Origin of the sequence: Microcystis sp. M165S2 (genome assembly GCF_020245885.1) — a bacterium.
In the GTDB taxonomy this organism is placed as follows: Bacteria; Cyanobacteriota; Cyanobacteriia; order Cyanobacteriales; family Microcystaceae; genus Microcystis.
In genome coordinates this window covers 1-24,256 of record NZ_JADBTZ010000167.1, presented here as the reverse complement: position 1 = coordinate 24,256, position 24,256 = coordinate 1, and the positions used below count along the sequence as shown (strand labels likewise).

General features: G+C 40.6%; 21 protein-coding genes and 1 pseudogene. 15 read left to right on the top strand and 7 right to left on the bottom strand.

The genetic code is table 11. From position 1 onward, the window contains the following. Both IM479_RS08740 and IM479_RS08735 read left to right on the top strand, forming a co-directional pair. A partial coding sequence (locus tag IM479_RS08740) for a bluetail domain-containing putative surface protein (protein ID WP_287686050.1) occupies positions 1-295 on the top strand: 295 nt, incomplete at its 5' end. Between the two features lie 252 nt (positions 296-547). Continuing rightward, on the top strand, positions 548-3,670 hold the full coding sequence (locus IM479_RS08735; protein ID WP_287686049.1) for a TIGR03032 family protein: 3,123 nt from the start codon (positions 548-550) through the stop codon (positions 3,668-3,670). A gap of 148 nt (positions 3,671-3,818) precedes the next feature. Here the strand turns inward: IM479_RS08735 and IM479_RS08730 are convergent, their stop codons facing one another. Continuing rightward, positions 3,819-4,700: a glutaminase gene (locus IM479_RS08730; protein WP_286825472.1), complete on the bottom strand. Its 882-nt coding sequence runs from the start codon at positions 4,698-4,700 to the stop codon at positions 3,819-3,821. Between the two features lie 12 nt (positions 4,701-4,712). Here IM479_RS08730 and IM479_RS08725 point away from each other — a divergent pair, with 12 nt between their 5' ends. Beyond that, the gene (locus IM479_RS08725) at positions 4,713-5,939 is read left to right on the top strand and encodes a molybdopterin molybdotransferase MoeA (protein ID WP_287686048.1); all 1,227 of its coding nucleotides are present in this window, start codon (positions 4,713-4,715) and stop codon (positions 5,937-5,939) included. 29 nt (positions 5,940-5,968) lie between these two features. On the opposite strand, the gene IM479_RS08720 is transcribed toward IM479_RS08725, so the two are convergent. The 5 genes from IM479_RS08720 to IM479_RS08700 all read right to left on the bottom strand — a co-directional run bounded on the left by IM479_RS08720 (position 5,969) and on the right by IM479_RS08700 (position 9,778). Then, positions 5,969-7,609, bottom strand: a complete 1,641-nt coding sequence (locus IM479_RS08720) for an MBL fold metallo-hydrolase (protein ID WP_287686047.1) — start codon at positions 7,607-7,609, stop codon at positions 5,969-5,971. A 24-nt stretch (positions 7,610-7,633) separates the two neighbouring features. Next, complete coding sequence (locus tag IM479_RS08715) at positions 7,634-7,756, bottom strand: DUF8629 family protein (protein ID WP_287686046.1); 123 nt, start codon at positions 7,754-7,756, stop codon at positions 7,634-7,636. Positions 7,757-8,177: 421 nt separating this feature from the next. Continuing rightward, positions 8,178-8,708: an HNH endonuclease gene (locus tag IM479_RS08710; protein WP_287709237.1), complete on the bottom strand. Its 531-nt coding sequence runs from the start codon at positions 8,706-8,708 to the stop codon at positions 8,178-8,180. A 15-nt stretch (positions 8,709-8,723) separates the two neighbouring features. Continuing rightward, positions 8,724-9,086 (bottom strand): hypothetical protein, encoded by a 363-nt coding sequence (locus IM479_RS08705; RefSeq protein ID WP_286825476.1) that lies wholly within the window; start codon positions 9,084-9,086, stop codon positions 8,724-8,726. Further along, positions 9,083-9,778 (bottom strand): hypothetical protein, encoded by a 696-nt coding sequence (locus IM479_RS08700; RefSeq protein WP_287077275.1) that lies wholly within the window; start codon positions 9,776-9,778, stop codon positions 9,083-9,085. Before IM479_RS08700 ends, IM479_RS08705 begins: the two co-directional genes overlap by 4 nt. Before the next feature lie 289 nt (positions 9,779-10,067). Here IM479_RS08700 and cysK point away from each other — a divergent pair, with 289 nt between their 5' ends. Continuing rightward, the gene (gene cysK, locus IM479_RS08695) at positions 10,068-11,027 is read left to right on the top strand and encodes a cysteine synthase A (RefSeq protein ID WP_286825478.1); all 960 of its coding nucleotides are present in this window, start codon (positions 10,068-10,070) and stop codon (positions 11,025-11,027) included. Positions 11,028-11,243: 216 nt separating this feature from the next. On the opposite strand, the gene IM479_RS08690 is transcribed toward cysK, so the two are convergent. Continuing rightward, on the bottom strand, positions 11,244-11,972 hold the full coding sequence (locus tag IM479_RS08690) for a hypothetical protein (RefSeq protein WP_287079457.1): 729 nt from the start codon (positions 11,970-11,972) through the stop codon (positions 11,244-11,246). Positions 11,973-12,587: 615 nt separating this feature from the next. Here IM479_RS08690 and IM479_RS08685 point away from each other — a divergent pair. The 11 genes and pseudogenes from IM479_RS08685 to IM479_RS08635 form a co-directional block, all read left to right on the top strand. Further along, positions 12,588-13,697, top strand: coding sequence for a T6SS phospholipase effector Tle1-like catalytic domain-containing protein (locus IM479_RS08685; RefSeq protein WP_287686044.1), 1,110 nt, complete (start codon positions 12,588-12,590; stop codon positions 13,695-13,697). A 57-nt stretch (positions 13,698-13,754) separates the two neighbouring features. Beyond that, the gene (locus IM479_RS08680; RefSeq protein WP_287686043.1) at positions 13,755-14,345 is read left to right on the top strand and encodes a hypothetical protein; all 591 of its coding nucleotides are present in this window, start codon (positions 13,755-13,757) and stop codon (positions 14,343-14,345) included. 61 nt (positions 14,346-14,406) lie between these two features. Further along, positions 14,407-16,239, top strand: a complete 1,833-nt coding sequence (locus IM479_RS08675) for an SH3 domain-containing protein (RefSeq protein ID WP_287686042.1) — start codon at positions 14,407-14,409, stop codon at positions 16,237-16,239. A gap of 86 nt (positions 16,240-16,325) precedes the next feature. Then, entirely contained in the window at positions 16,326-17,828 is a 1,503-nt protein-coding gene (locus tag IM479_RS08670) for a TIGR02594 family protein (RefSeq protein ID WP_287686041.1), read from the top strand. A gap of 48 nt (positions 17,829-17,876) precedes the next feature. Beyond that, positions 17,877-18,650, top strand: coding sequence for an N-acetylmuramoyl-L-alanine amidase (locus IM479_RS08665; protein WP_287686040.1), 774 nt, complete (start codon positions 17,877-17,879; stop codon positions 18,648-18,650). Positions 18,651-18,730: 80 nt separating this feature from the next. Beyond that, positions 18,731-20,038: a leishmanolysin-related zinc metalloendopeptidase gene (locus IM479_RS08660; protein ID WP_287686039.1), complete on the top strand. Its 1,308-nt coding sequence runs from the start codon at positions 18,731-18,733 to the stop codon at positions 20,036-20,038. Positions 20,039-20,119: 81 nt separating this feature from the next. After that, positions 20,120-21,901, top strand: a complete 1,782-nt coding sequence (locus IM479_RS08655) for a DUF4127 family protein (protein WP_287699361.1) — start codon at positions 20,120-20,122, stop codon at positions 21,899-21,901. 36 nt (positions 21,902-21,937) lie between these two features. Continuing rightward, complete coding sequence (locus IM479_RS08650) at positions 21,938-22,957, top strand: hypothetical protein (RefSeq protein WP_287686037.1); 1,020 nt, start codon at positions 21,938-21,940, stop codon at positions 22,955-22,957. A 250-nt stretch (positions 22,958-23,207) separates the two neighbouring features. Further along, complete coding sequence (locus tag IM479_RS08645; protein WP_287686036.1) at positions 23,208-23,345, top strand: hypothetical protein; 138 nt, start codon at positions 23,208-23,210, stop codon at positions 23,343-23,345. Between the two features lie 87 nt (positions 23,346-23,432). Next, a complete protein-coding gene (locus tag IM479_RS08640) occupies positions 23,433-23,759 on the top strand; it encodes a glycoside hydrolase family 75 protein (protein WP_287672331.1) in 327 nt (108 codons plus the stop codon). Positions 23,760-23,799: 40 nt separating this feature from the next. Then, positions 23,800-24,117, top strand: a pseudogene (locus IM479_RS08635) (helix-turn-helix domain-containing protein); the annotation flags it as partial. Positions 24,118-24,256 lie beyond the last annotated feature (139 nt).

Below are 24,256 nucleotides of genomic sequence, written 5' to 3'. Positions count from 1 at the left end.
GAATGCGCCTAGTAGTTTCAGTCGCGCTGCTAATAGCACTGTCACCACTTTACAGAATTTAGTCAATCAGGTATTTACTGATGCCAATGGAGCGATTACAGGTAATCAAGGATTAGGGGTTAATAGTGCTGCCTTAGTGCAAGTAACAACTGGTGCAATAGCCGGAACTTATCTAATTATTAATGATAGCACGGCTGGCTTCCAATCCAGCAATGATTTATTAGTAAATATCACTGGATTTACTGGCACTTTACCAGCTTTAGGGAACATTCCGGTGGGTAATTTCTTTGTTTAAGTGTCTAAGCTCTCCTTCTAAGTCACCTAGAAAAAGGGTTTCTTCAAGAAACTATTTAGAAACCCGTTTTCTTTCTATTTAGAAACCCGTTTTCTGTCCGTTAGGCAGCTATCAATTCCGTCAAAAAACCAAAATTAACAAGCCGCCGTAACGCACCAACTCTATTATTAAATCGGTGCGTTACGCTATCGCGCTTCATACCCTACGATATATATAAAATAAAATTTGCTGTAGATTTGGACTAGACAACCGATGAATACACAACTATCAACTCCCAATACTAATCAATCTATCCCCGTAGAAATAATTGCTTCCCGTAACTTCATTGATTGGTTAGAGTCTCAGCAGATTAGTCTGGCTTTTACTACCTATCAAAGTTCTCGACTGATGTTTTTAGGAGTTAACCCTCAAAGGGGGATGTCGGGATTTGAGCGGATATTTGACCGCGCCATGGGTTTATATGCTACCCCAGAAAGGATTTATCTTAGTTCCCGCTATCAAATCTGGCAACTAGATAATGTGCTATTATCCGAACAGCTTTATGATGGTTACGATAAACTTTATATCCCCCGCATTAGTTATACTACTGGGGATTTAGATATTCACGATTTGGCAATAGAAAATCTATCTGAAAGAATTATATTTATCAGTACCATGTTAAATTGTCTGGCAACAGTCAGCGATCGCCATAGTTGTATTCCCCTATGGAAACCATCGTTTATTTCCGCTTTAGTCAATGAAGATCGTTGTCATCTCAATGGTTTAGCTTTGGTAGATGGGAAGGCGCGTTATGTTACCGCTTGTAGTCAATCAGATGTGGTGGATGGGTGGAGAGATAGAAGACAAACTGGCGGTTGTGTCATTGATATTCAGTCTAATGAAGTGATTGCTACTGGTTTATCTATGCCTCATTCTCCCCGATTTTATCAGGGTAAGTTATGGTTATTAAATGCGGGTACGGGTTACTTTGGTTATATTGATCAAGACAAAGGCATTTTTGAGCCTGTTACTTTTTGTCCTGGTTTTCTGCGTGGTTTAGCATTTGTCGGAAATTATGCCATTGTTGGATTATCTAAAAGTCGTGGGGGAGATAAGACTTTTTCGGGGTTAATCTTAGATGATAATTTAATGGCTAAAGAAGCAGAACCTCGCTGTGGTCTGCTAATTATTGATTTGAAAACAGGTGAAGTTATTCACTGGATACGCTTAGAAGGTGAAGTTACCGAACTTTATGATATACAAATCTTAGAAGGAGTTAAACGTCCCCAAGCTTTAGGATTCCAAAATGATGACATCAGTAAAATTATTACTCTCGATCCTATTTCTCCTTTAGTTGGAGGAAATATAGCAAATAATCAGCTTGATACTTCGCCAGCAGATACCCTTTATCAGCAAGCATACACCTTGCAAAAACAGGTTAAGCTTGAAGAAGCGATCGCTCTCTATCAACAATTAATTAATCAATCTCCCCAATATGCACCTGCTTGGCATCAGTTGGGGGTGATCATGGATAGTTTAGGACAAATTAATCAAGCTATTTTGGCTTATAAGCAAGCTTTATTGATTAATCCTAATTATGCAGAAGCTCACAATAATTTAGGAATAATAGCAGTTAGCAAGGGAAATTTAGACGAGGCGATTATTTGCTTTAACAAAGCCATTTGTGGCAATCAAAACTATGCTTTTGCTGATAATAATTTAGGTTTAGTCTTACAAATGCAGGATAAGTTAGGGGATGCCGGGGTCAAGTTTCAAGAAGCAATCAGGAAAAACCCTAATTATTCAGAAGCACACTTTAATTTAGGCAATGTGTTACAACTACAGGGAAAGACTGAAGAAGCGATCGCTTATTTTCAAGCAGCAATTAAGCTTAATCCTAAATACATTAAAGCTTATAATAGTTTGGCTTTAGCTTTAGGAAGACAGGACAAAGTAGAAGCAGCTATGAGCGTATTTAAGCAAGCTTTAGCCATTCAACCTAATTCATTAGAGGCTTTTGCTTGCTTATTTTCTATGAAGGAAATGACTTGTAATTGGAACACAAGAGAAGCTGATTTAATCCAACTTTGGCAATTAACCGAAAAACAGTTACAAGAGGGAAAATCTACCGCAGTAACTCCCTTTGATGCCTTATATAAACCTTGGTCTGCTAGTCAACAGTTGAAAGTAGCTTGTAACTATGCTCAAGAGGTTAAAAGACAATTAGCCTTAGGGACTAAATCCCTCAACTTTAACCATTCCCGCACCCGATCTGGACGATTAAAAATAGGTTATTTATGCCATGATTTTCGTAACCATCCCACCAGTCATTTGATGCAAAGTGTCTTTGGTTTACATGATCGCAATAACTTTGAAATAATTGCCTATTCCTATGGTCCTGATGATGGTAGTGAATATCGTCGTCGCATTGCTAATGATTGCGATCGCTTTTATGATATTGCTACTTTATCAATTACGGAATCTGCACAACGGATTTTTAATGATGGGGTGCATATTTTAGTTGATTTGATGGGGTATATTGATAAGGCGCGGACGCAAATATTGGCTTTAAAACCTGCACCGATTCAAGTTAATTATTTGGTTTATCCGGGGACAATGGGAGCAGATTTTATCGACTATATTATTAGTGATGCCATAGTTACCCCACCGGAATCTGCTGATAATTTTACTGAAAAATTAGTAATTTTACCGGATAGTTATCAGGCTAATGATTATCAACAAATTATATCATCTAAACCTGTTACTCGTTCCCAGTATGGTCTTCCTGAATCGGGTTTTGTCTTTTGTTGTTTCAACCATACCTATAAAATTGAGCCGCAAATATTCACTGTATGGATGCAAATTTTGGCTAATGTTCCCGGTAGTGTGTTATGGTTATTTTCGAGAGTAGCTGAAGCTGAAGCAAATCTACGTCGGGAAGCACAAGCGCGAGGAATTGAGGGTGATCGCTTAATTTTTGCCCATCTCGAACCTAAGCCGGAACATTTGGCGCGACATCAACTAGCTGATTTATTTCTTGATACTTTATACTATAATGCTCATACTACTGGGAGTGATGCTTTATGGGCAGGTTTACCGATTATAACTTGTCCAGGTACAACTTTTCCTTCCCGTGTTGGTGCTAGTTTACTGACAGCTATTGGCCTACCTGAATTAATTACTAAGAATTTAGAGGAGTATAAAAATTTAGCGATTAATTTAGCAAAATCTCCTGATAAATTGCAGGAAATTAAACAGAAACTAGCACAAAATCGTCTTACTTATCCGTTATTTGATACCCTTCGTTTTACCCGCAATTTAGAAAAAGCTTATAGGACAATTTGGGATATTTATGCTGCGGGAAAATCACCAGAGATGATCAGGATAGCCAATTGATCACTGGAATTATCAGGGTAAGCGCATCTTAACAATCCTTGACAAAATCAACTTTATCCCTCCCAGTTTTCACGGTACTTGGCAAGAAAAATCAGAAAAAGTATCGGTATTTTTTTGAGGAATTAAAGCTTATTTTCATAGATTAAATTTACTTGACAAAATGACTTATATGTGTTAGTAAATTAAGTCCTAAAATTGAATTACCTTGCTCATTTAACAGCGGACTATAACAAGCAATAACGCCCTGTTCCGGTACAATTGATAATAACGCCCCACTGACTCCCGATTTAGTGGGAAAACCCACCTCAAGGGCGAATTGTTGGGAAGCTTCGTAGAGTCCACAATTAGTCATAATTTCTAGAATAATTTCACCAAAAGGAGCAGCTAAAATCAACTTACCTAAATTAGCAAGATCGGCAATTTTTCCAGATAAACAACAGATTCGATTGTAGGTTTCTAGGGCTAAATAACGATGACTAATATAACCATTTTTTTCTAATTCTAAGCTTAAAGCTTGATTGTGTGCCTTAGGATAGGAGTGAACAGACTCAAGCACAGAGTGATCGAGAAATAATTGACAATTACCCATTTCATTTAACCATAAAAGCAAATTTTCACAGCGAGATTCTGGCGTTTCTCCTGCTAATAAATCCGTCAAGGCGATCGCGCCACTGTTAATCATAGGATTACGGGGAAAACCGCGATCCTCTTGCAGTTGAGTTAAGGAATTAAAAGGATAACTAGAAGCTTCTTTTCCCACGCGACGAAAAACAGCATCTTCCCCTAAATGAGTTAAAAGATATAATAACAAAAAAGGTTTAATCACACTCATCAAAGGAAAAGTTACAGTTTCATCTCCCCAAGACAAAATCTCCCCCTCAAGACAGTGAATCTGGAGAGCGAAAACCTCGGTATTAACTTGGTTCAAAACCGGTATATAATAGGGAGTCTGACCCTTCAGATCCGATAAATGCACTTCCCCGACCCAAGCTTGTATATCTTCCACCCTTAATCTAGCTAATCGGTTCATTTTTTTAAATCCATGTACTCAGTCAAAGAAGCAGAATCTATAATTTTAACTCAAATTCAACCCCGACAAGAAACAGAAAAAGTTTCTCTAGAGGCAGCTTTTGGGCGCATTTTAGCCGAAGATATCAGCAGTGATTTAGACTTTCCCTATTGGGATAATTCTGCTATGGATGGCTATGCTGTCCGCTACGAAGATGTCAAAGACACTAATCCAGAAAATCCCGTTACTTTAAAGATTATCGCCGAAATTCCCGCCGGCAAAGTCCCCGAAAAAATTATTCAACCCGGAGAAACAGCCCGAATATTTACAGGAGCAATGTTACCCGCCGGCAGTGATACGATTATTATGCAGGAAAATACTGACAAAAAAGGCGAGCGAGTGGCGATTCTTATCCCTCCCGAAAAAATAGGTCTTTTCGTGCGTCAACGCGGCACATTCTATCGAGCGGGAAATACCTTATTAAAAGCTGGTATTGCCCTTAATTCCCCAGAAATAGCGGTTTTAGCCACGGCACAAGCTACCGAATTAACAGTGTTTTCCCGTCCCCAAGTGGCAATTTTCTCCACGGGAGATGAATTAATTAATCCCGATGAAACCCTCCAAAAAGGTCAAATTATTGACTCGAATCGCTACGCTTTAACCGCATTTGTCGCCAGTTTAGGGGCAATTCCCAGATCCTTAGGTATAATCAAAGATAATCCCGATCTTCTCAGAGAAACGATCAGAAAAGCAATTAATTCTAGTGCTATCGTCCTTTCCACCGGCGGTGTTTCCGTAGGAGATTACGATTATATCGAGGTAATTTTAGGGGAATTAGGGGGAAAAATTCTGATTGGCAGCGTTGCTATTCAACCGGGTAAACCCCTAACCTTTGCTACTTTTCCTAACGGTTGTATTTACTTTGGTATCCCCGGTAATCCCGTCTCTGCTTTAGTTTGCTGTTGGCGCTTCGTGCAAATGGCCATTAAAAAATTATCGGGATTGACAGAATATCAGAACAAATTTCTGCGAGTTGTCACCCGCGATACTCTCAAATCTAAGGGACAAAGAGAAGTTTATCTCTGGGGAAAAATAGAAATTATCGAGGGAGTTTATCAATTTCAACTCGCTTCCGGACAACACAATTCGGCTAATTTAATTAATTTAGCGGGTACTAATGCTTTAGCCATAATTCCCCAGGGTAAAACTACTATACAAGCGGGAGAAACAGTAGAAGTTTTGACTGGACTTCCCCTTTGAGAGCCAGTTTCAGATTTTTTCAGCAAACCCTATATATTGGCTTCAAAAACGGGACAATAGCCTTCGGCAACCACTTTAAAACCGTAGAGGGGAGAAGCGGGATTCCAACAGCGCTGACTTTTGTAGTGGACACAGACACGACAGCAATCCATCTCCTCTAAAGCTTTGGTGATGCGATTGGGACTCTCGCTTAATAATTCCCGTTGGGAGACTCCCCGCAATAATAATTCTTCCCCTTGCCAGCGCGCTTCCACCAGTCCCGTATCGGCGAAATTACTCCACCGGGGATCCCGGGTGATCGGCTCTGGTAAGGTGATAGTGACGATCAAATCCGATTCATTTAATTCTCCCTCATAGTAACTGGGGGCCGGGGGTGTCGGTTGCATAAAGCGATCGCCAATAGGCAATTCCACCAGAGTTCCCACGGCCGGAGAATGGAGTTGATAACGGCTTTGTAATTCTTCTAAACTGGTCAAATCCGCTAGATATAGGGGCGAGCCATGGACGAACATGATATGCTGTGGTCGCAGGTTATGGATCAGTTGGGTGGTGTTGCGACTATCGCTATGTTCGGCCAGTAGATAGGTTTCTTGGCTAATTAATCGCGAACGCTGTGCCGCTTTTAATCGGGGATTCTCCAGGTTGATATCGTGCAGGTGTTGGGGAGCTAACATTAACCAAGGTTTATCCCCTTGCAGATATTTACTCACCTCCTCTAGGCGATCGATTAGTAGAATTATCGGAGTGGTTCCCCCTAGAGGTGTCGGTTTTTCTGGCAACCTTCGCAACCGGGGACAGATGCGCTCATCCCAAAATAAGGGCTGATGTTTGGCAAAATTCTGGACAGATGCGGGAAATTGTGGTAAAATTTCTAGGTAAGCATCGCAAGCTTTAGCGATCTTGCCCCCAACCCAGATATCAATGTCGCGGCCTGTGAATTGGTGGTGCGACCGCAGTAATTTTAAAATTTCCTGACCCAATCCCAAAGCGGGGACGGGTAGTAAAACATTTTGCCCCTCAGCGATCGCCTGATAGATGCGATTCATCAACTGTTTTTCCTGCTGTCGTCGGTGGGGATGGCGTTCTGTGCCGTAACTGCCTTCAATAATCAGCACATCGGGGGATACTCCCCGCAGCAGATCGATCGATAATCCTTCCACCAGTTGAAAATTAGACAGGGAAAAATCGCCGGTATAGAGGACTTTATAGGTGCGTTTGGGGGTTTTGTAGGTGAATAGAACCACGGCGGCCCCAGGGAGGTGGCCAGCTGGAAAAATCTCGACGGTGAGATCATCAAAGAGAGCGATCGGCGATCGCCATGGCCAACCCTGACAGAAACTGCCGATTTCCTCGGCAGCATCCGGCCATTGTAGGGGCAGCAGTTGTACTGTCACCTCACTGGCATAAACTGGCAATTGGGGATAGGTCTGATGGAGAGCCATTAACCCACGGATGTGATCGCTGTGGGCATGACTACAGAACACCAGATCCACGGGGGGTTTTTTGTTTTGGGTCAGGGGTTGCATATCGGCCAAACCGCAATCTAAAAGTATGCGATAGGGACCGATTTTCAGTAGGAGACAAACCCCTTCTGATGCGTGACCGACACCAAAAGGTAAACAGGATAAAAGGGATTTTGACCCCCAGACGGCAGTAGAGCGTTGAACCATGGCAACCCTGATCATGATGACTGGTTAGTGAGCGGAACCATTGCCATCGTAGTTATCGCTATCGTAAAAACCGTTGCGGGTGCCGAAAAAGAGACAAGAGACGGTGAATAGGGCCGTCAATGCCAACAAGATTAATTTGATGTCCATATAATTAGTGCAACTCCTCAGAGGGTATCTCCCCTCATACTAACTCAACTTTTTCGGTTGTTAGCAGCTAGGTTTTGAATTTGTCCCTGGGCGCTCAACCTCTTTTAATAATTAAACTTGCCAGTAATTTGTGATAATTTCACCAAAAACTACTGATAATTATCTGAAAAACTAGCATCTTTTGTCATAATAGTCAAGAAAATTTCACAAAAATTTAGCCTGACTTTAAATTCGCCTTTGCTAAAGTGCGACGTAATGATAGGTGTAAATTGTCTCTTTTAGACCTAAGGCAAAAGCAAACAAGTTATTCATTTTGACGCAGATTAGCTCAATTCAATTATAGTGGAATTTTACTATGAGTTTTCGATTAGAGTTGAAGGCTATTTAATCAGATTATAAACTTAATTAAAGTTTATTAAAATTAAAATTTGTTAAACTCTGCTAAGTCATTGGTCTTTTCAAGAAGAGGATAACGAAGTGCTGTTTCATCGACTAGGCTAGATAAATACTCATAAGTGTGACGAAGTTCATAGGCATTATCATCACTTTTTGCTTGGTTACACTGCCAGCAGACCAGTTGTAAGTTGTCAAAATCAAACATTTTTTCGGGACAGCGGGCTTTATTAATTATATGATCGATAGTGACATAATTGGGATGAAAAAATATCTGATTGATTTGATTAATAACTTTTTCCCCTTGAGAATTATTATATTCGTAACCCCTTTTGACCGCTTCTGACTGAGAAGAAGTTTTAAATTCTTCGCCATGTTTCATCTTTTTGCCACAAAAAGGACAGGGTTTTTCTTTGGCCATTGTTCGATATTGATTCGGACTAATTAATCCTTTTTGGGGATGTTTGATAACTGCTAGATGTTGATTAGCATTCCAGATTTCTGCAATTTCATCGGAGCTATATAATTGAGACAACTTTGATTTTGATATTTTAGTCATGGCAGTACAGAATAATCATAATAAAGGATATTTAGCCAAAGCTTTATCTGCTATTTCATGCAAATTTTTAGAGATTTTTTCTAACTCTTGTTTTCCTTCCTCAGACATTTTTTTGGCATTTTCAGACTCAATAATTGCTAAATCAATGGCTTTGACAAGACTTCCCTTATTTAATTCATGCTCAAATAAACTGACAACTTTATAAGTATTATTTTTAAAATCCTGAAGAAGCTCCCAAGAGCTTTTAACCTTTCCCCAGCCGATATTATAATAGCCCTTTTTTCTCGCTTGTCTTTGTTGCTCTGGGGAAAGACCATGAAATACTTCACTATTTCTTTTTTGCCATTGGCGATAGCTCATTTCTTTTAGTAAATTCATTGCTTCAGTTCCTGGTCATCTGCAAAGTAACGAGTGATTTCTTGCCACTTTTTATCGCCATAGTTATTAATAATATATTTTTTAATATCCCCCAGTTGTCTTCGTAGTTTATCATTAGTTTTTTCCAGAGATTCAACTGTAGAGATTGCTCGCTCTTTTATTTGTGTAATCCCATCCTGTTGTTGCTGAATAGTATTTTTTAGATCGCTCACCGCTAGATTATAACTGTCTTTATGAACTAATTCCTTTTCCAGTAAAGCCTGTTGACGTTCCCGGGCAGTTTTAGATAGACTAGCCTTTAACCATTGACCTAAACGATAAATCTCAGATTGATCAAAGTCTAATAAATCTTGACGTAACTGCTCTAATTTTTGTAGCAATTCATTAACTTTTTCTTGCCAATAACTGACTTCTTGTTTAAGCTCAACATTCTCGTTGTATAAATTCTGATTACTTTTTCCTAACTGTTCAATTTTGCCCTCGTGTCTGGATATTTGCAACGACTGATTTGAATTAACTTTGGCTCTATCATTTCGTTCTTGTATGATAATCTGGAACAATTCCGCCGCTACAGGATCATCAAGATGTTCTACAATCCATTCTAGATGACGTGCTTTTAACCTATCGATCAAATAGCCCTTAATTTCTATGTGTTGTTCTTTCAATATAGCTAGATTAGATTGAATGGTCATGACCGTAATTCTGACTTTAGTAACTTAATCTATAGTTATTTTAATACAAGTATAAGCTTTTGGAAAAAAGCAATCTTATTCGGTCATAGTAGTTTTGCCTGTTTCTGGGAATCAACTCGGACTGGGTGAAGAAACAAAGGAAAACGGAAATTTTGCCGATCTAGGGCTGGCCTTTGCTATAAGTGAGCTATATAGCGCCTCCTTGGCTAGTGAGGAAATTCTCAAACGCTAAAGCACAGAGCTTACCGCTATAACTAAGCACACGAATCACCTAGACCGAGAAAATATCATGCGTATCGCTCACGATGTTACCGAATTGGTTGGCCGCACACCTTTAGTACAATTGAATCGGATTCCCCAAGCGGAGGGCTGTCTTGGCCGAATTGTGATGAAATTAGAAGGGATGAATCCCGCTGCTTCCGTCAAAGACCGGATTGGCACTCACATGATTAATAGCGCCGAAAAAGCGGGTTTAATCAATCCAGAAACCACGGTTTTAGTGGAACCCACTTCTGGCAATACGGGAATTGCCCTAGCGATGACTGCGGCAGCTAAGGGTTATCGCTTAATTTTAACTATGCCGGAAACGATGAGTTTAGAGCGCCGGGCGATGTTAAAAGCCTACGGTGCTACCCTAGAACTTACCCCCGGTTCCCAAGGTATGAAAGGGGCAATTTTACGCGCTCAGGAAATCGTTGATAGTATCCCCAGCGCTTATATGTTGCAACAATTTCGCAACCCTTCTAACCCGGAAATTCACCGTCTCACCACTGCTGAGGAAATTTGGCAAGATACGGAGGGACAGGTAGATTTTATTGTTGCAGGTGTGGGTACTGGAGGCACGATTACGGGAGTCGCTGAGGCAATTAAACCCCGTAAACCTAGTTTTCAAGTAGTCGCGGTGGAACCTTTCAATAGTCCAGTGATTTCTGGTGGTAATCCCGGTCCCCATAAAATTCAAGGTATCGGTGCGGGTTTTATTCCGGAAGTTTTACGCACAGATCTGATTGATGAGGTAATTACTGTCAGTGATGAGGAAGCTTTTCAATTTGGTCGTCGTCTGGCAAAAGAAGAAGGTTTGCTTTCAGGGATTTCTTCCGGTGCCAATCTTTGTGCGGCGATTCAATTGGCCCAACGACCGGAAAATGAGGGTAAATTAATTGTGGTGATTCAGCCTAGTTTCGGGGAACGTTATCTGAGTACGCTGATGTTCCAAAATATCGAGGAGCGCGAGTTAACTTTGGTGTAAAAAAATATCGTCTTCAGCCTCTAGCAGTCAGCATTTAGTCTTAGCTTTAACTATAGCAGTTATCTTCATGGTGGGGTAGCATTCAGTTATCAGTTATCAGTTATCATACTAAATCCGGTTATTAAAAACTGATTATTTATTCTCCCTTTTGCCTCTCCTCATAAGTAGCCTATACTTAACGGATTTAGTATCAGATGTGAGTTTTCAGTTCACTGATTACTGTTTACTGTTCACTGATTTGAGGACGGATTTTCTCACCGATAGCGGCATTTGTAGAGGTTGCGGTTTGGTTGCTTCTTTGCTGGCAAAATTATCGAGTAAAGCCGATCGCACTTGCGTATCGGTTTCTCGCGAGAGAAGATAACGGAAGTATTCTTGGCATTGTTCTCGACGACTGGGGGAAAGTTGCATTTCACTTAAACGTCGGACTGCCATTAAGCGCATTAAGGGATCATTGACTGTTAATTTTTCTAACCAGCGATCAAAGTTTTTTGACTCATTTTGACCGCGATGGTCGAGAAAATGCCATCCTAGCAGGATTAAAGTCAAAACCGTGCCAAATCCTTGCAAAATTGAGGCCAGGGCCAACCAGCGATTTTCGGCATAAGTCCAAATTGCCAGAGCGAGATAGGTGGCTAAACTGCCCAAACCGCCACAGACTACCGCTAAAGTTAACTTACCGCTATCGGCACTGAAAAAAGCACGCCCCCACAGCCACAGCGAGCGCCAGTTTTGACCCTGGAGATGGTAAACTCCGATCATCGCCCCCACCCCGGTTAAAGTGGCCAAAACTAACTGCCAATTCCACGCCCAGAGGATCAAAAAACTAGCACAAGCTGCCGCCCATGTCAAGAGTTGACGGTTTTTTTTTGCCGCGAGAGTTTTGATGACTCGACGCTGCAGAGCGGGGGAAAAATAGGGACGAAGACGGAATACTGAAGACACGGGAAGTTTTTCACTGAGGGTTTGATGATCACTATAGCCTGTTCTCAGGCAGACAGATCATTTTTCTTGGTAAAAATCCTCCCAAGGAAAAGAGCGCAGTGCTAGGGTGGGCTAAAATTGCGATCGAGAATCAGCTAAACTTCAGGTTGGCGAGCTTAGGTATTAAGATGGTTGGCAATCAAACTCAACTTTTTTTATTAATAAATAGCTCAACAATATTCTGTAAACTTATATACATAAATCTAAAGAAATGTATTAATTTGCCGTCTTTAGGGCAGCAAGTTCTGATAGACGATCTAAAGTAGTAAGTATAAATACCGCATCTAATTTTACCTAGTCACGCCAGCTATCTAACTCATCTATAGCGTTTCCTGTTCACAAGAGGTACATTATCAATCCTGAAAAGCTTAATCAACAAAGGTTAAAGTGTGCCTCGCAGATGCGAGAACCGCTATATATCACTTCCGAACAGAGTTAGAACTTCCTTTGTCTTGGTTGAGTCTTGCGGAAATTTTACCTTAAGGAAAATCTCGATAATTTTGAGTCATGATTCACTAGAATCCTCAAATATTCCATAAACTGGCGAGTTTTAAGAAACCTAGGAGGTTCATCGCTATGAAAAGCCGTCTTATTGTTTGTTGTGATGGAACTTGGCAAGATTTAGGACAAGGTTATCCTACCAATGTTGTCAAAATGGTGCAAGCTATCACACCACTTGATGATAGTAAGGGCAACCCCATCCGTCAAATCATCTACTATGACGAAGGGATTGGGACAAAACAATCTAATGCCGAGGTAACTGATACTTTAATTAAAATTGCTGGAGGTGCTTTAGGCATTGGCATGGATCATAAGATTGAGGATGCCTATCGTTTTCTGTGCTTAAACTATCAACCTGAAGATGAAATTTATCTCTTTGGGTTTAGTCGGGGAGCTTACACTGTACGCTGTTTAGCTGGGTTAATTTATAATTGTGGTTTGTTGTATCGAGAATTTATCCGACAAATCCCCAAAGCCTACGAAATTTACCGAGAAAAACAAGACCCAAATAACGCACCTAACGGTAAAAATGCCATTGATTTCCGTAATCAGTATGGACGACGAGTTCCCATTAAAGCCTTATGCTGTTGGGATACGGTTGCTTCTTTAGGTATCCCTGATATCGTTCATTCTCTGCACTTGGATGAAAAGTTCAACGAACGTTATCGCTTTTATGATTCGACCATCAATCCTACAATTGAAAAGGCGTTTCATGCAGTTGCCATTGATGAAATTCGTAAAGTATTTGATGTAACACTAATCCGTCCCCATTCTACCCACATCAGACAACAAAAAGAACAAGTGGTTCAGGTTTGGTTTCCAGGGGGTCATGGTTGTGTTGGTGGAGGTTCTCAGAAAGAATCTGGCCTATCCGATGGAGCTTTATTGTGGATGATGGAACAAGTCGAAGCCTTGGGTTTGGCCTTAGATAAAAGTTATATTCAACATGAAGTTCATCCCAATTGTAGTGCGCCTTTTGATAATACGTCAAAATGGCCATTTAATGTAGCGGGAACAGCACCTCGTCAGTTTGAAGGGGATGTTAGCAATTTACATGAAAGTGTTAAAAATCGCTGGACAGACCTGAATATTAATCCACCCTATGAACCTGCTATTCGCGAAATTCAAATGATTCTTGAGAAAGAGCTTGGTGCTTTGAGAAAGAAAGAAATAGTCTCTGTTTAGCACTTCGCTGCCTCAAAAATGTCGCTTTCACTTTACTTACATAAACACTAAATGGGGATGGATGCTATGAAAAACTTGATGAGAAGTATTATTTCAGTTAGTTTAAGTCTGGCTGTTCTTCCCATTAATAGCCCCCATCTCCTATCTCAATTAAGCGAAGAAAGCTATGTCAAAATCATACAAAATTTATTGATAACGGATAACCTAGAATCCGATCCTTTTGCTTTGATGAGAGAGGAAAGCTTAGGGGAACTAAAACTTGATCTTTCTGCTCAACAAGTTATTCAATTACTCGGAAATCCTACACAAAAAGGACAAGTAGAATTTTGGGGAGGAGATGCACTTTATCATCAATATTGGTATTATTCTAATCAAGGTATTACCCTCAGCATGGCATCAGAAAATGAAAAAGGACAGCAAAATATTGCCTTTATTAAATTAGTTTCCCCTTCAATACTTCCAACCAAACGAGGCATAAAAATTGGTAGTTCAATAGAGGAGGTTAGCCTTGCCTATGCCAAAGAAAAAGATCAAGAGATGTCAATACCTGATCAAACTTTTATTGCAGGTTCAATCTATGGAGGATTAATTTTTACCTTTGATCAAGGCCGTGTCAGTGAGATTTTCTTAGGGGCTGCGGCTGAATAAATGCCATTCAGTTAAGTCTCCTTGTCTGTTGTTAAAACTTGTAATTTCAGGGATAGAAATTATGTCTTACTTTATCTTTCCACTTCGTCAAAGACCCAGTTTAAGCTATAAGGACGGCGGACGGCAATTCGGTGCAGATCGTCCCGGTGGTCGAAAACACGCAGGTTGTGACTTAATCGCACCAAAAGGAACAGAAATTTTAGCAATGGCAGATGGGAAAGTTATCGTCGGTCCCTATGCTTTTTTCTCGGGAACGAATGCTATAGAAGTGAAGCATGATAACGGAATAATTGTTCGTTATTGTGAAATTGGACAGATGCTTCCTCGTGGCATTCAAGTGGGAGCAAGAGTATCAAAAGGTCAAGTGATTGCCTATGTTGGTCGTCTTCATTCTGGCAGTTCAATGTTGCACTTAGAAATGTATCAAGGAACTCAAAATGGTGCATTAACACAAGCCGGAAATCGTCCTTATCAACGTCGCTCTGACTTATTAGATCCCACGGATATTTTAGATCATGCACCTTTAGTCGGACAAACACCCCCACCCGATGGCGATATCGGCACAGTTAATGCTCAAGTTACTACGAGTCTTAATGTCAGAAATGATGCCAAATTATCCGCACCTGTGCAGTTTACCTTACGCTTTGGGGAAACTTGTATTGTCTTAGAAAAAGTCACAGGAGATACCTATTCCCGTGACCAAAATCAATGGTACAAAATTTACAAAGACGAAAAAATAGGATTTGCGGCGGCAGTTTATATTGATGTCGCCGAGAAACCCGAAGAACCCAGTAATCTGGCAAAAGGCCGAGTTAATAATCATGTACAGACTGTCCTAAATGTTCGCAGTCAGGCATCCACAACCGCCTCCATTCTCTTTGAATTAAGCCCCGGTGCTACCTGTACCATTCTGCAAGGCGTGACAGGTTCTCCTTATCCTCCTAATCATCAAACCCAATGGTATCAAATCCGACACGGGGGACAAACGGGATATGCCGCCGCCTACTACATTGATAAATTTGATGCGGACAATCCTCCTCAAGTCCTGGAAATTGAGAGTGCTGAAGGACGAGTGAATCATCGGGTATCGAGTACCCTTAACGTCAGAAGCCAACCCAATACCAATTCAAACATTTTATTCACCTTAAGCACAGGAACAACCTTCAAAGTACTAGAAGAAGTTTCTGGCAGTGAATATGACTTTGGGCGCACAGATTGGTTAAAAATTGATTACAACAATCAACAAGGCTATGTGGCCGCCCATTACGTTGATATTAACCTCGATCCACCACCGGCCAGCCGTTGGGATAAAGCCTTAATGCAAGCCCCGACAATAGGTGCGTCCGCAGCGACGGCTTCTCAGGATGGACTGTCAGCAGGGGTGCAATCTTCCCACAAAATGGCACAAACTGACCTACAACGGGTAAAAGCCATGGCCGATTGTTTCTGTACTGCTGCGGCTAAATTCGGTGTTCCAGCGGCTTTATTGGCGGCTATTACCAGTCGAGAATCACGCGGGGGCAATATTTTAAATGCTCAAGGATGGGGAGATTGCCACGGAGGTCAATGTTATGGTTTTGGCATTATGCAAGTGGACAAACGCTCCCATTCCATTGAAGGATTACCCGATCCTAAGAGTTTAGAACACATTGAACAAGCGACGGGCATTTTTGCTAATTGCCTCCAACAAGTCCAACAAAAACATCCTAATTGGGAAGATCGTTACGTCATTAAAGGCGCAGCAGTTGCCTATAATTCAGGACTTCGTAATGTCCAGACAAAAGAAGGGATGGATATTGGGACAACAGGCAATGACTACGGTTCTGATGTCCTGGCACGGGCGCAATATTACGCTAATCATGCGGATTTAAGTGTCTTCCGAATTAGCCTTTAAACTGCTACCGATCCTAGTAGTCAGCCCCCATAAGGGATTTATCTGGCTACTAAGGGATTATCAAAAATTTAGGAGGAATTACCATCATGTCTTCGCTTCCCAGAATTCGTTATCAGGTTGAAACCAAAGTGATCCGTCATCGAAGTCCAGGCGGAACTTGGCAAAGAACGGTTACTTTACCCCTGTCGGGAAAATTTGTTGAAGAAAGTCATTATGCGACGGTTCAAGATCATTTTCCTAACAACCCCAACCCTAATTTTCCCAGTTCACAAACAGAGAAAATTGAAGAACACTTGAGAAGATCCCTCACGCTCTATCAAAAATATCAGGAAAATGTTAATTTTAACACTTTGTATCAAAGCTCTTGGCATAAAGTTTGGACTCCCTCTGAAGGAGGCCATCCCGGTCAAGGATCTGTAGGCAATCTTAAGCCAACTGTAGAAGAAGAAATGTGGTTGATGACCATGATGTGGGCAAGTGGTCAGGAAAAACCAGAACCAGGGACTAAATTTTTAATTAGTGCCAATAACCGCTATGTGGTGGTAGTTGCAGGATATGAAACCGGCCCTGGATCTCAAGAGTTTTTAGGCGGCGTGACGCGAGAAGTTCATGCTTGGCTAGGGACAAACAACTCATCAAAACTCACTCTTGAGTATCTTAAAGATCAAAGTGTTCCTATCGGTCCGGTTGAACTAGAAGAAAATGAAGTCAAATTTTATCGAGTGACAGCCCAGAGCTTGAATGTTCGTCGCGAACCTTCAATCAGTTCCACAGTTATCGGTTCTCTAGAGAAAAATCAAGTTATCCCTGATGCGCCTAAACAAGCCGATCAAGATCAAAGAACTTGGATGAAAGTCACTTTACCGAATCTTAATGGTTGGGTTTCTATGAAGTTTCTAGAACCAACTCAATCAGAGAAAAAACGTTATCGGGTGACGGCTAATGGGTTAAATGTTCGAGATATTCCTTCCTTAGAAAATTCTACCATTCTCGGTACGTTAAAACGGGATGAAATTGTTGAGATTCAAGATAATAATTCAGAAGCATACTGGCTGAATATCCAACAAATTAACGGCAATTTAAAGGGATATGCTTCTCGTAAATATCTAGAGCCACTAGGTTTAGAGTTGGAAGATTTTCCCTGGTTTACCATTGCTTTAGGGGAAAAAGGCATTCGAGAAATTGCAGGATCACAGGCTAATCCTCGAATTGTCGAGTATTTAAAAAGTACAAATTTACCCGAACCTGACGCATCTAGTGACGAAACAGCTTGGTGTAGTGCCTTTGTTAATTGGTGTATGGAAAAAGCGGGATATGCGGGAACGGATAGTGCTTGGGCGAAAAGTTGGCTAACTTGGGGAAAATCACTGCCAACCCCTCAAAATGGCTGTGTTGTTGTTTTTGAACGCCGAATGTCTAACGGTACGATTGGTGGTCATGTGGGCTTTTATTTAGGAGAAAACACTGACACAGTGGAAGTTTTTGGAGGCAATCAATCTAATTCTGTTATATCTTCTCACTACCCTAAAGATGGATTTTTAGGAAGTACGAAATATCGTCTATTGGGCTATCGAGTGGCATCTTCCTAAATCACAAGATTGATTTAATTCAGTTTAATTAAAATCAGGAGTCTAATCATGAAATTTGGCATTGATATCGGACACAATTGCCCCCCTTCAGATACCGGTGCAGTTGGATTTAAAAAGGAAGATGAGTTGGCGAAAGATGTAGGAACTAGGTTGATCAAGAAATTATCCGCCGCAGGTCACAGCGTTATTAATTGTACACCGAGTCAAGCAGCAAGCCACACAGAGTCTCTGCAAAAACGAGTCAATAAAGCTAATGCCAATCAAGTGGATACTTTTGTTTCTATTCACTTTAATAAAGCTGATGGGAAAGCTTTTCGTACAGATAAGCCAATTGGAACGGAGATTTTTGCAATCAGTAATACAGGGAAAGCGATAGCTCAATCGGTTCTCACTGAAATCATTAAGCTTGGCTTTAAAAACCGAGGAGTCAAAAATGCTCAATTCTTTGTCCTTAAACATACCTCAATGCCAGCCATTTTAATTGAATGTTGTTTTGTTGATTCTCAGGCGGATATGAATCTCTTTGATGCTGAAAAAATGGCAGATGCGATTAAAGTCGGTTTAATTGGGGATGCTCAAGATACATCAGAATCTCAACCCGGTATCTTAAAAGTTACCCAAAAAACCATTCTTAAACCCTCTACTTTACAGTCATCTGACTTACCGCCAGAAACTTTGATAGATATCGATTTGGGAGAATATCCTGTATTAGATTTTCGCCGTGAAGAACGACACTATTGGCTGAAATGGCCAGATAAAAGTCAAGGCGATCGAGATGTTCATTTTGTCTTTGACGAATACGCAGAAGTCAAAGAAACTTAAACTTTTTGTTAGGTAGGGCAAAATCAATCTAATCCCCTCCTAGTTTTAATAATTATGATCACTTATTTGAGGACTTAATTATGATATCAATTCCTGAAGAACTCAATCCCAATCAAGGCATACCGGGATGGTTAGAACTCGATGATTTAAGCCTTCATGGAGACATGGTAGCACGCATCCCTAAAGGTGCTTATGTCAAAGGAATGATCGGTGGAGAAAAACCTTTTTTTCCCATCTCTGAAATGCTTGGTACAGCTATCTCTAAACCTGAAGGAGTAAATAGCAATCATGGATGGGTTGAATTAGAAACTCTGACCTTTCATCGTGACATAGAAGCTGTTGCACCCATTCCTCCTTATGTACGGGGAGAGATGGATGAAAACAACAACTTTTATCCCGATAAACCTTATACTATTGTGCGATCAAATGATTTTATTGGCAATGGAGAAGAACAGTTTATGACTACTCAAGCCATCGAAGCATTGGTAAATACTGTCATTAAAAAATACCCCATTGATAGTACCCAAATAACCGATCCAAGACAAAAATTTACTTTATTAGCTGGATCGAAACTTGAGATTCAACAGTATGACAGGGTGGATCATAATCATTGGAAATTGGTTTTATCTTCTCCTGTGAATGGTTCGGTTACATGGTTTGCTTATAGTCCCCATGTCAATATCCTTCGCCCCAATATTAACCGAAGCACGATGATTACTTACCAAATTTTAAACGATGAAAATGGGAAGCTGAAAGCATCGGCTAAATTGGCCTGTAACTTTTGGAATCGTTTTGTCATTCCTCAGCACAATATTGTGATCCGACTAGGAACATTTTATAGTCCTGGTTCTGTGATTGCCAGAGCCTATAAACCTTACAAAGAGTACAATGCTGTCTATGGCAAGATCGAGTTTAATACTAAGTATCTTGGAACGTTTACTAATTATGATGCTGCTGGCACAATTATTCACGAAATTGGACATACATTAGGATTTGGTTGGGATCAATGGATGAATTTATTTCATCAAAATACGGGTGCTTTTAAACCAGAATCGATCAAGAAGATTCCCGAACTACAATATATGTTTGTTGAAACCGATTATGGTCCTGGCACCATTTATTCTCACTGGGATGAAGAACGATTTGATCAGGAATTAATGACGGGATTTAAAGATACCTATGAATATGTCTTACCTGTGACGATTAAAGTCATGGCACTTCTCGGTCATGTGATTGCTGAGGAATTAACACAAAAGACGGCTCTAGAAACCTTAATCCGTGAGATTGAAGATGTTCTGTTCACCATGACAGAAACAGTCCAAGAAATTAACTTTCAATACGATAAAGATACCGAAATATCGGAGGAAATTTACACCACATTAACCTAGAATTGTCAACAAGAATAAGGGGGAAGTTGTTATAACATTTTCATAAATCAGGCTTCCCCTGATCAAGTGTTTCATAATTTAATGACTGTTTCTCTGAAAATTACTCACCTCCTCATTAGATTATGTCCTCAAATTTTGCCAGCTTTAAAACTAGATAATCCTCTCATATTGAAAAAAGGAGAATCGATGATGACTACCCAAAAACTGAAAGCTCTAGTCAATACTGTTATCAAACAATCTACCCTAGATAGCAGTCAGATTACTGATCTTACTCAAAAATTTTCCTTGACAGCAGGAGATGAACTTGAGATTAATGATTACAAATCTGCAGCCAATAACCACTGGGAATTAGAATTAACAACCCCTGTTAATGAGATGGCGAAATGGTTCGCTTATATTCCCCATGTCGAAATTAAAAGTAATGACCCTATGGCCAAGATATTACAAGATATTAAGCTGTCTCAATTTAAGGTGTATCATCGACCAACAGAACAAGATGGAGATGGAGTGGGGATTCCCACTAATGGACAAGACAACCGTTCTGAACGGATTTGCCCTGTTTACGTTCTTAGTCCAAGAAGACAAACAGATTCTTTAGTCAGACAACTGATTACACTGCTTCGGGTCAAGGATACAGCGTTCATTATTGCAGAACGATTGGTACAATATCCCGAAGATTATCTCCCCACTATTTCTCAATTTCAAAAAGCGGTTATTGTCCAATCTTTTGTTGGTGTCGGTCCTCCTCAACCGGATTCAACTCCTTATCCAGATTGGGCAAAAGAAAGACACGACAAAGAGTTGTGGAGACTCGAACAATCTATCCGTCTATTACAGTCGATGAATCGAAAAATCTCAGCTGTCGTTTGTGCGATGGGAGATTCTCAAAAACATTCATCCAAAGATGTGCGAGAAACAATGCAAACAAGATTATACAATCTTCTGGATAAGTATAATCTCTCGGATCTCAAACAGCCAATTACTTGGGGAGCAGATGAATTAGTAGCAATGGGAATCGCTCAAACTCTTCCTAAAACTAAAGTGCGTGTCCCCATCTCTAATGAGAAAACTGAAATGTGGTACGACGGGCGACGACCACCACGAGAACTTGTGACTGAAAAATTACAAGCAGTTGGTTTAGAGGAATCAGAAACTAATTGGGATTTCGAGGTCGCTATCCTAACTCGTCGTCAAAATGGTAGTATTGATGATTATCAGAAAGACGACCAGGAACAAGCGGAATTAGATACTCATTTTTTATCAGAGTACAACAACTATTCTCCTGAACAACGCCGTAAATTAGTTATCATTGATGGCCGACTTTTTAATGGGGCTTGGAATGCCACTTCTGTGTTACCTTATGATGATTTATTGGCCTTTGGTAGCTGGGGAACATTTGGCAATTGTGTTGGCTCAACTTTGGCGGTGGCTAAGATTCTCTTCCATGCTCAAAATCCCGTCGCTCAGAAACAACTTTACCTAGAGGCAATTGCTCATGATGTTTTTGCTAATGGCTATAAAGAAGTTCAACGACCCGAAGAACCTAAAAGCTTCTGTAATCAGCTAAAAAATCAAACAGGAATCACTTTCAAGCATTACGACGGATATGATAATCCTGCTACGGTCAAAAAAGTCTTTGAGGTCTTAAATCGGCGCGTTAATGCCAGAATGCAGGAACATTTTGCAGGACTTCCCCTTGTTAATAACCGAGTCTTCCGAATTACCCCGCAATTTTGGCGCACTTTTGAGAGTGAAGTCCACATCTGGCCACGATTACCAGAGGAAATTCATAAAGTTGGTATCTATCGTACCGATCTGGAAGCGATCGCTTTTAATCCTTCATTGGGCGATCAATTCGTCTAACAGTAAATTTTTCAACAATCCCATAGGAGAAATACCATGACTTCCCTACAAATTATCAATCCTACCAATCATGCTCGCTTTGAATGTCTAAAACCTGTTACTTTTACAGGCAAAGTAAATTCTGGAATAGTCACTGTAGAACTCAAAGCAGATGACAAATATCCCTTGGGCAGTGGTCAGGTTAAAACGGATGGTTCTTGGTCGATTACTTATTCAGGATTCACGAATCCTGGTGATCGCAAAATTACCGCTATCGCTCACACTCAAACCAATCAAAATAAAGAAGAAACTAGCATTCTGATTCATGTGGCAGACCCTTCACCCCTCATGGATTATACTAAGACTATTCACAACGGTCTGGTTTTAGATGCTTACAAAAAACTCCAACACACCCAGTCTCTGCCAACCGATCACAAGTTAAGTGAAGAAGAAGGATGCAAGCTATTTGAACAAGGAATACTGCCCATTCTTCAGTCCAAAGAAACCTTTATGGAAGCAACGGAGGAAGGTCGAAACAAACTAAACGAATTAGTTGAACAAAAAAAAGATCAATACGGTATTCATCTTGCACCCTGCGCTTATTCTGTCTCCTGTGTGATGAAATATCTGGCTGAAAAGTTAGGATTAGCCACCGTCAAAGCACTTTTCCAAGACCCCTGTTTAATTGATAATGTTCAAGTTACAGGCGTTGAGACAAAACTGCGTCGTCTCGGTTTTCTCTACTTTTTGAAAAAAGATTACCTAGCACCTCGTGGGGCAATAGGAGCAAGATGGCCTCGAAATAATCAGGATCAATCGGATCACATTTATTACATCACCAAAGATGGAGCAAAACGGACTCAATTTCCCAACCCAGAGAATTATTGGGATGATCAACAGGGCAAACACGAAACCGGAATAAACGGGCCTAAATGGCAAATTAAAGACCTTCATGCTGAAAACCTCGATTTCTTCGATCATGTTTTTATGCAATGGGAGAATGGCTATACCGAAGGATTTTGGTTGCCACCGGGTATTTATCCTTTAAATCGTGGTTTCAATCTGTCGAATCTTTAGTTCCGTATTCTAACAATGCCCATGGGCCGACCGTTTAAAGTAAGTGGCACTTCGGTAATAGCTTAGTTTCTAATGGCAATTGGTCAGTCCCTTATCGTTTTACTGACAACGGCCAACGTCAAATTGAAGCGAGAGGATTTGATCAAGATAATCATTCTGTTGCTAGTGAAAAGATTACTTTAGAAATTCAAGCGTCTCCCATAAGCTGTGAACCAAGAACGAAACTCTTTGAAATTGGCGGTCATTCTGTTTGGCAAATTCAGGACAAACCGCTTTTTTCTATCAATCAAAAATGAGTATTGATGCCGATGGTGCGCCTAATGCTTATCACCCAGACAATATTGGCTTAGATGATCTGAAAAATGCCGGTTATCCAAATACGTCTTGATGGAAGAATATTCTTGTCCCTGACCCTCAAAATCCTAATCGAGCTTATGAGCAACCCTCTAGACCCTATCAAGGTTATTTTGTCTCTATGACAGCTTTACAGGATGGAACTAGGGCAAAAACTGATCCCAGTCGCTATGTTGGTTCTACTCGGATACCCTATATTGTTCTCCCCAGTGGTGGCAGTGCCGGGGCAAAACTGGGGGATCTTGCCGTGGTTTTTAATGGTAAAAACGGCAAGATTGTCAATGCGATTTATGCAGATGTTGGTCCATCCAACAAAATTGGCGAGGGTTCAATTGCCCTTGCTGAAGCGTTGGCCATTCCTTCTAGTCCCCGAACAGGTGGTGTGAGTAGCGGTGTTATACTTTGCACGGCTATAACTTGCATTTTTTACTCAAAGACAATAATATAGTTTAAGGGTCATAATTAGAAGCAAAGCACTCATTGAAAACATAATTAACCTAGAATTCACGGAAGAAGAAAAGAACTCACTGTATTATGAAAGATTTCATCATCCCCATCCCCAGGTTCAACTTAAGATGGAAGTTCTTTGGTTAAAGAGTCAAAAAATATCGCACCCAAAAATTTGTCAGTTAGCAGGAATCTCGCCAAATACCTTATTAACTTATCTTCGAGATTATCAAGAGGGCGGAATAGAAAAATTAAAAGAAATCAACTTCTATCGCCCTAAAAGTGAATTAGAGTCTCAAAGAGAAACGCTCAAAAAATATTTCGAGAAAAATCCACCAGCCACAATAAATGAAGCTGTATAGAATCCATTTGGTATCTTTTATAATGTAGATGCCCTTGCTGAAAAGGTGACGCGAAAACCTTGTCCATTATAGGTTTCAGGGGAGAGAGTCTCTAGCCTGCGCGAGCGGCAATACTTTAGTCGGAACCCCGTTTTGT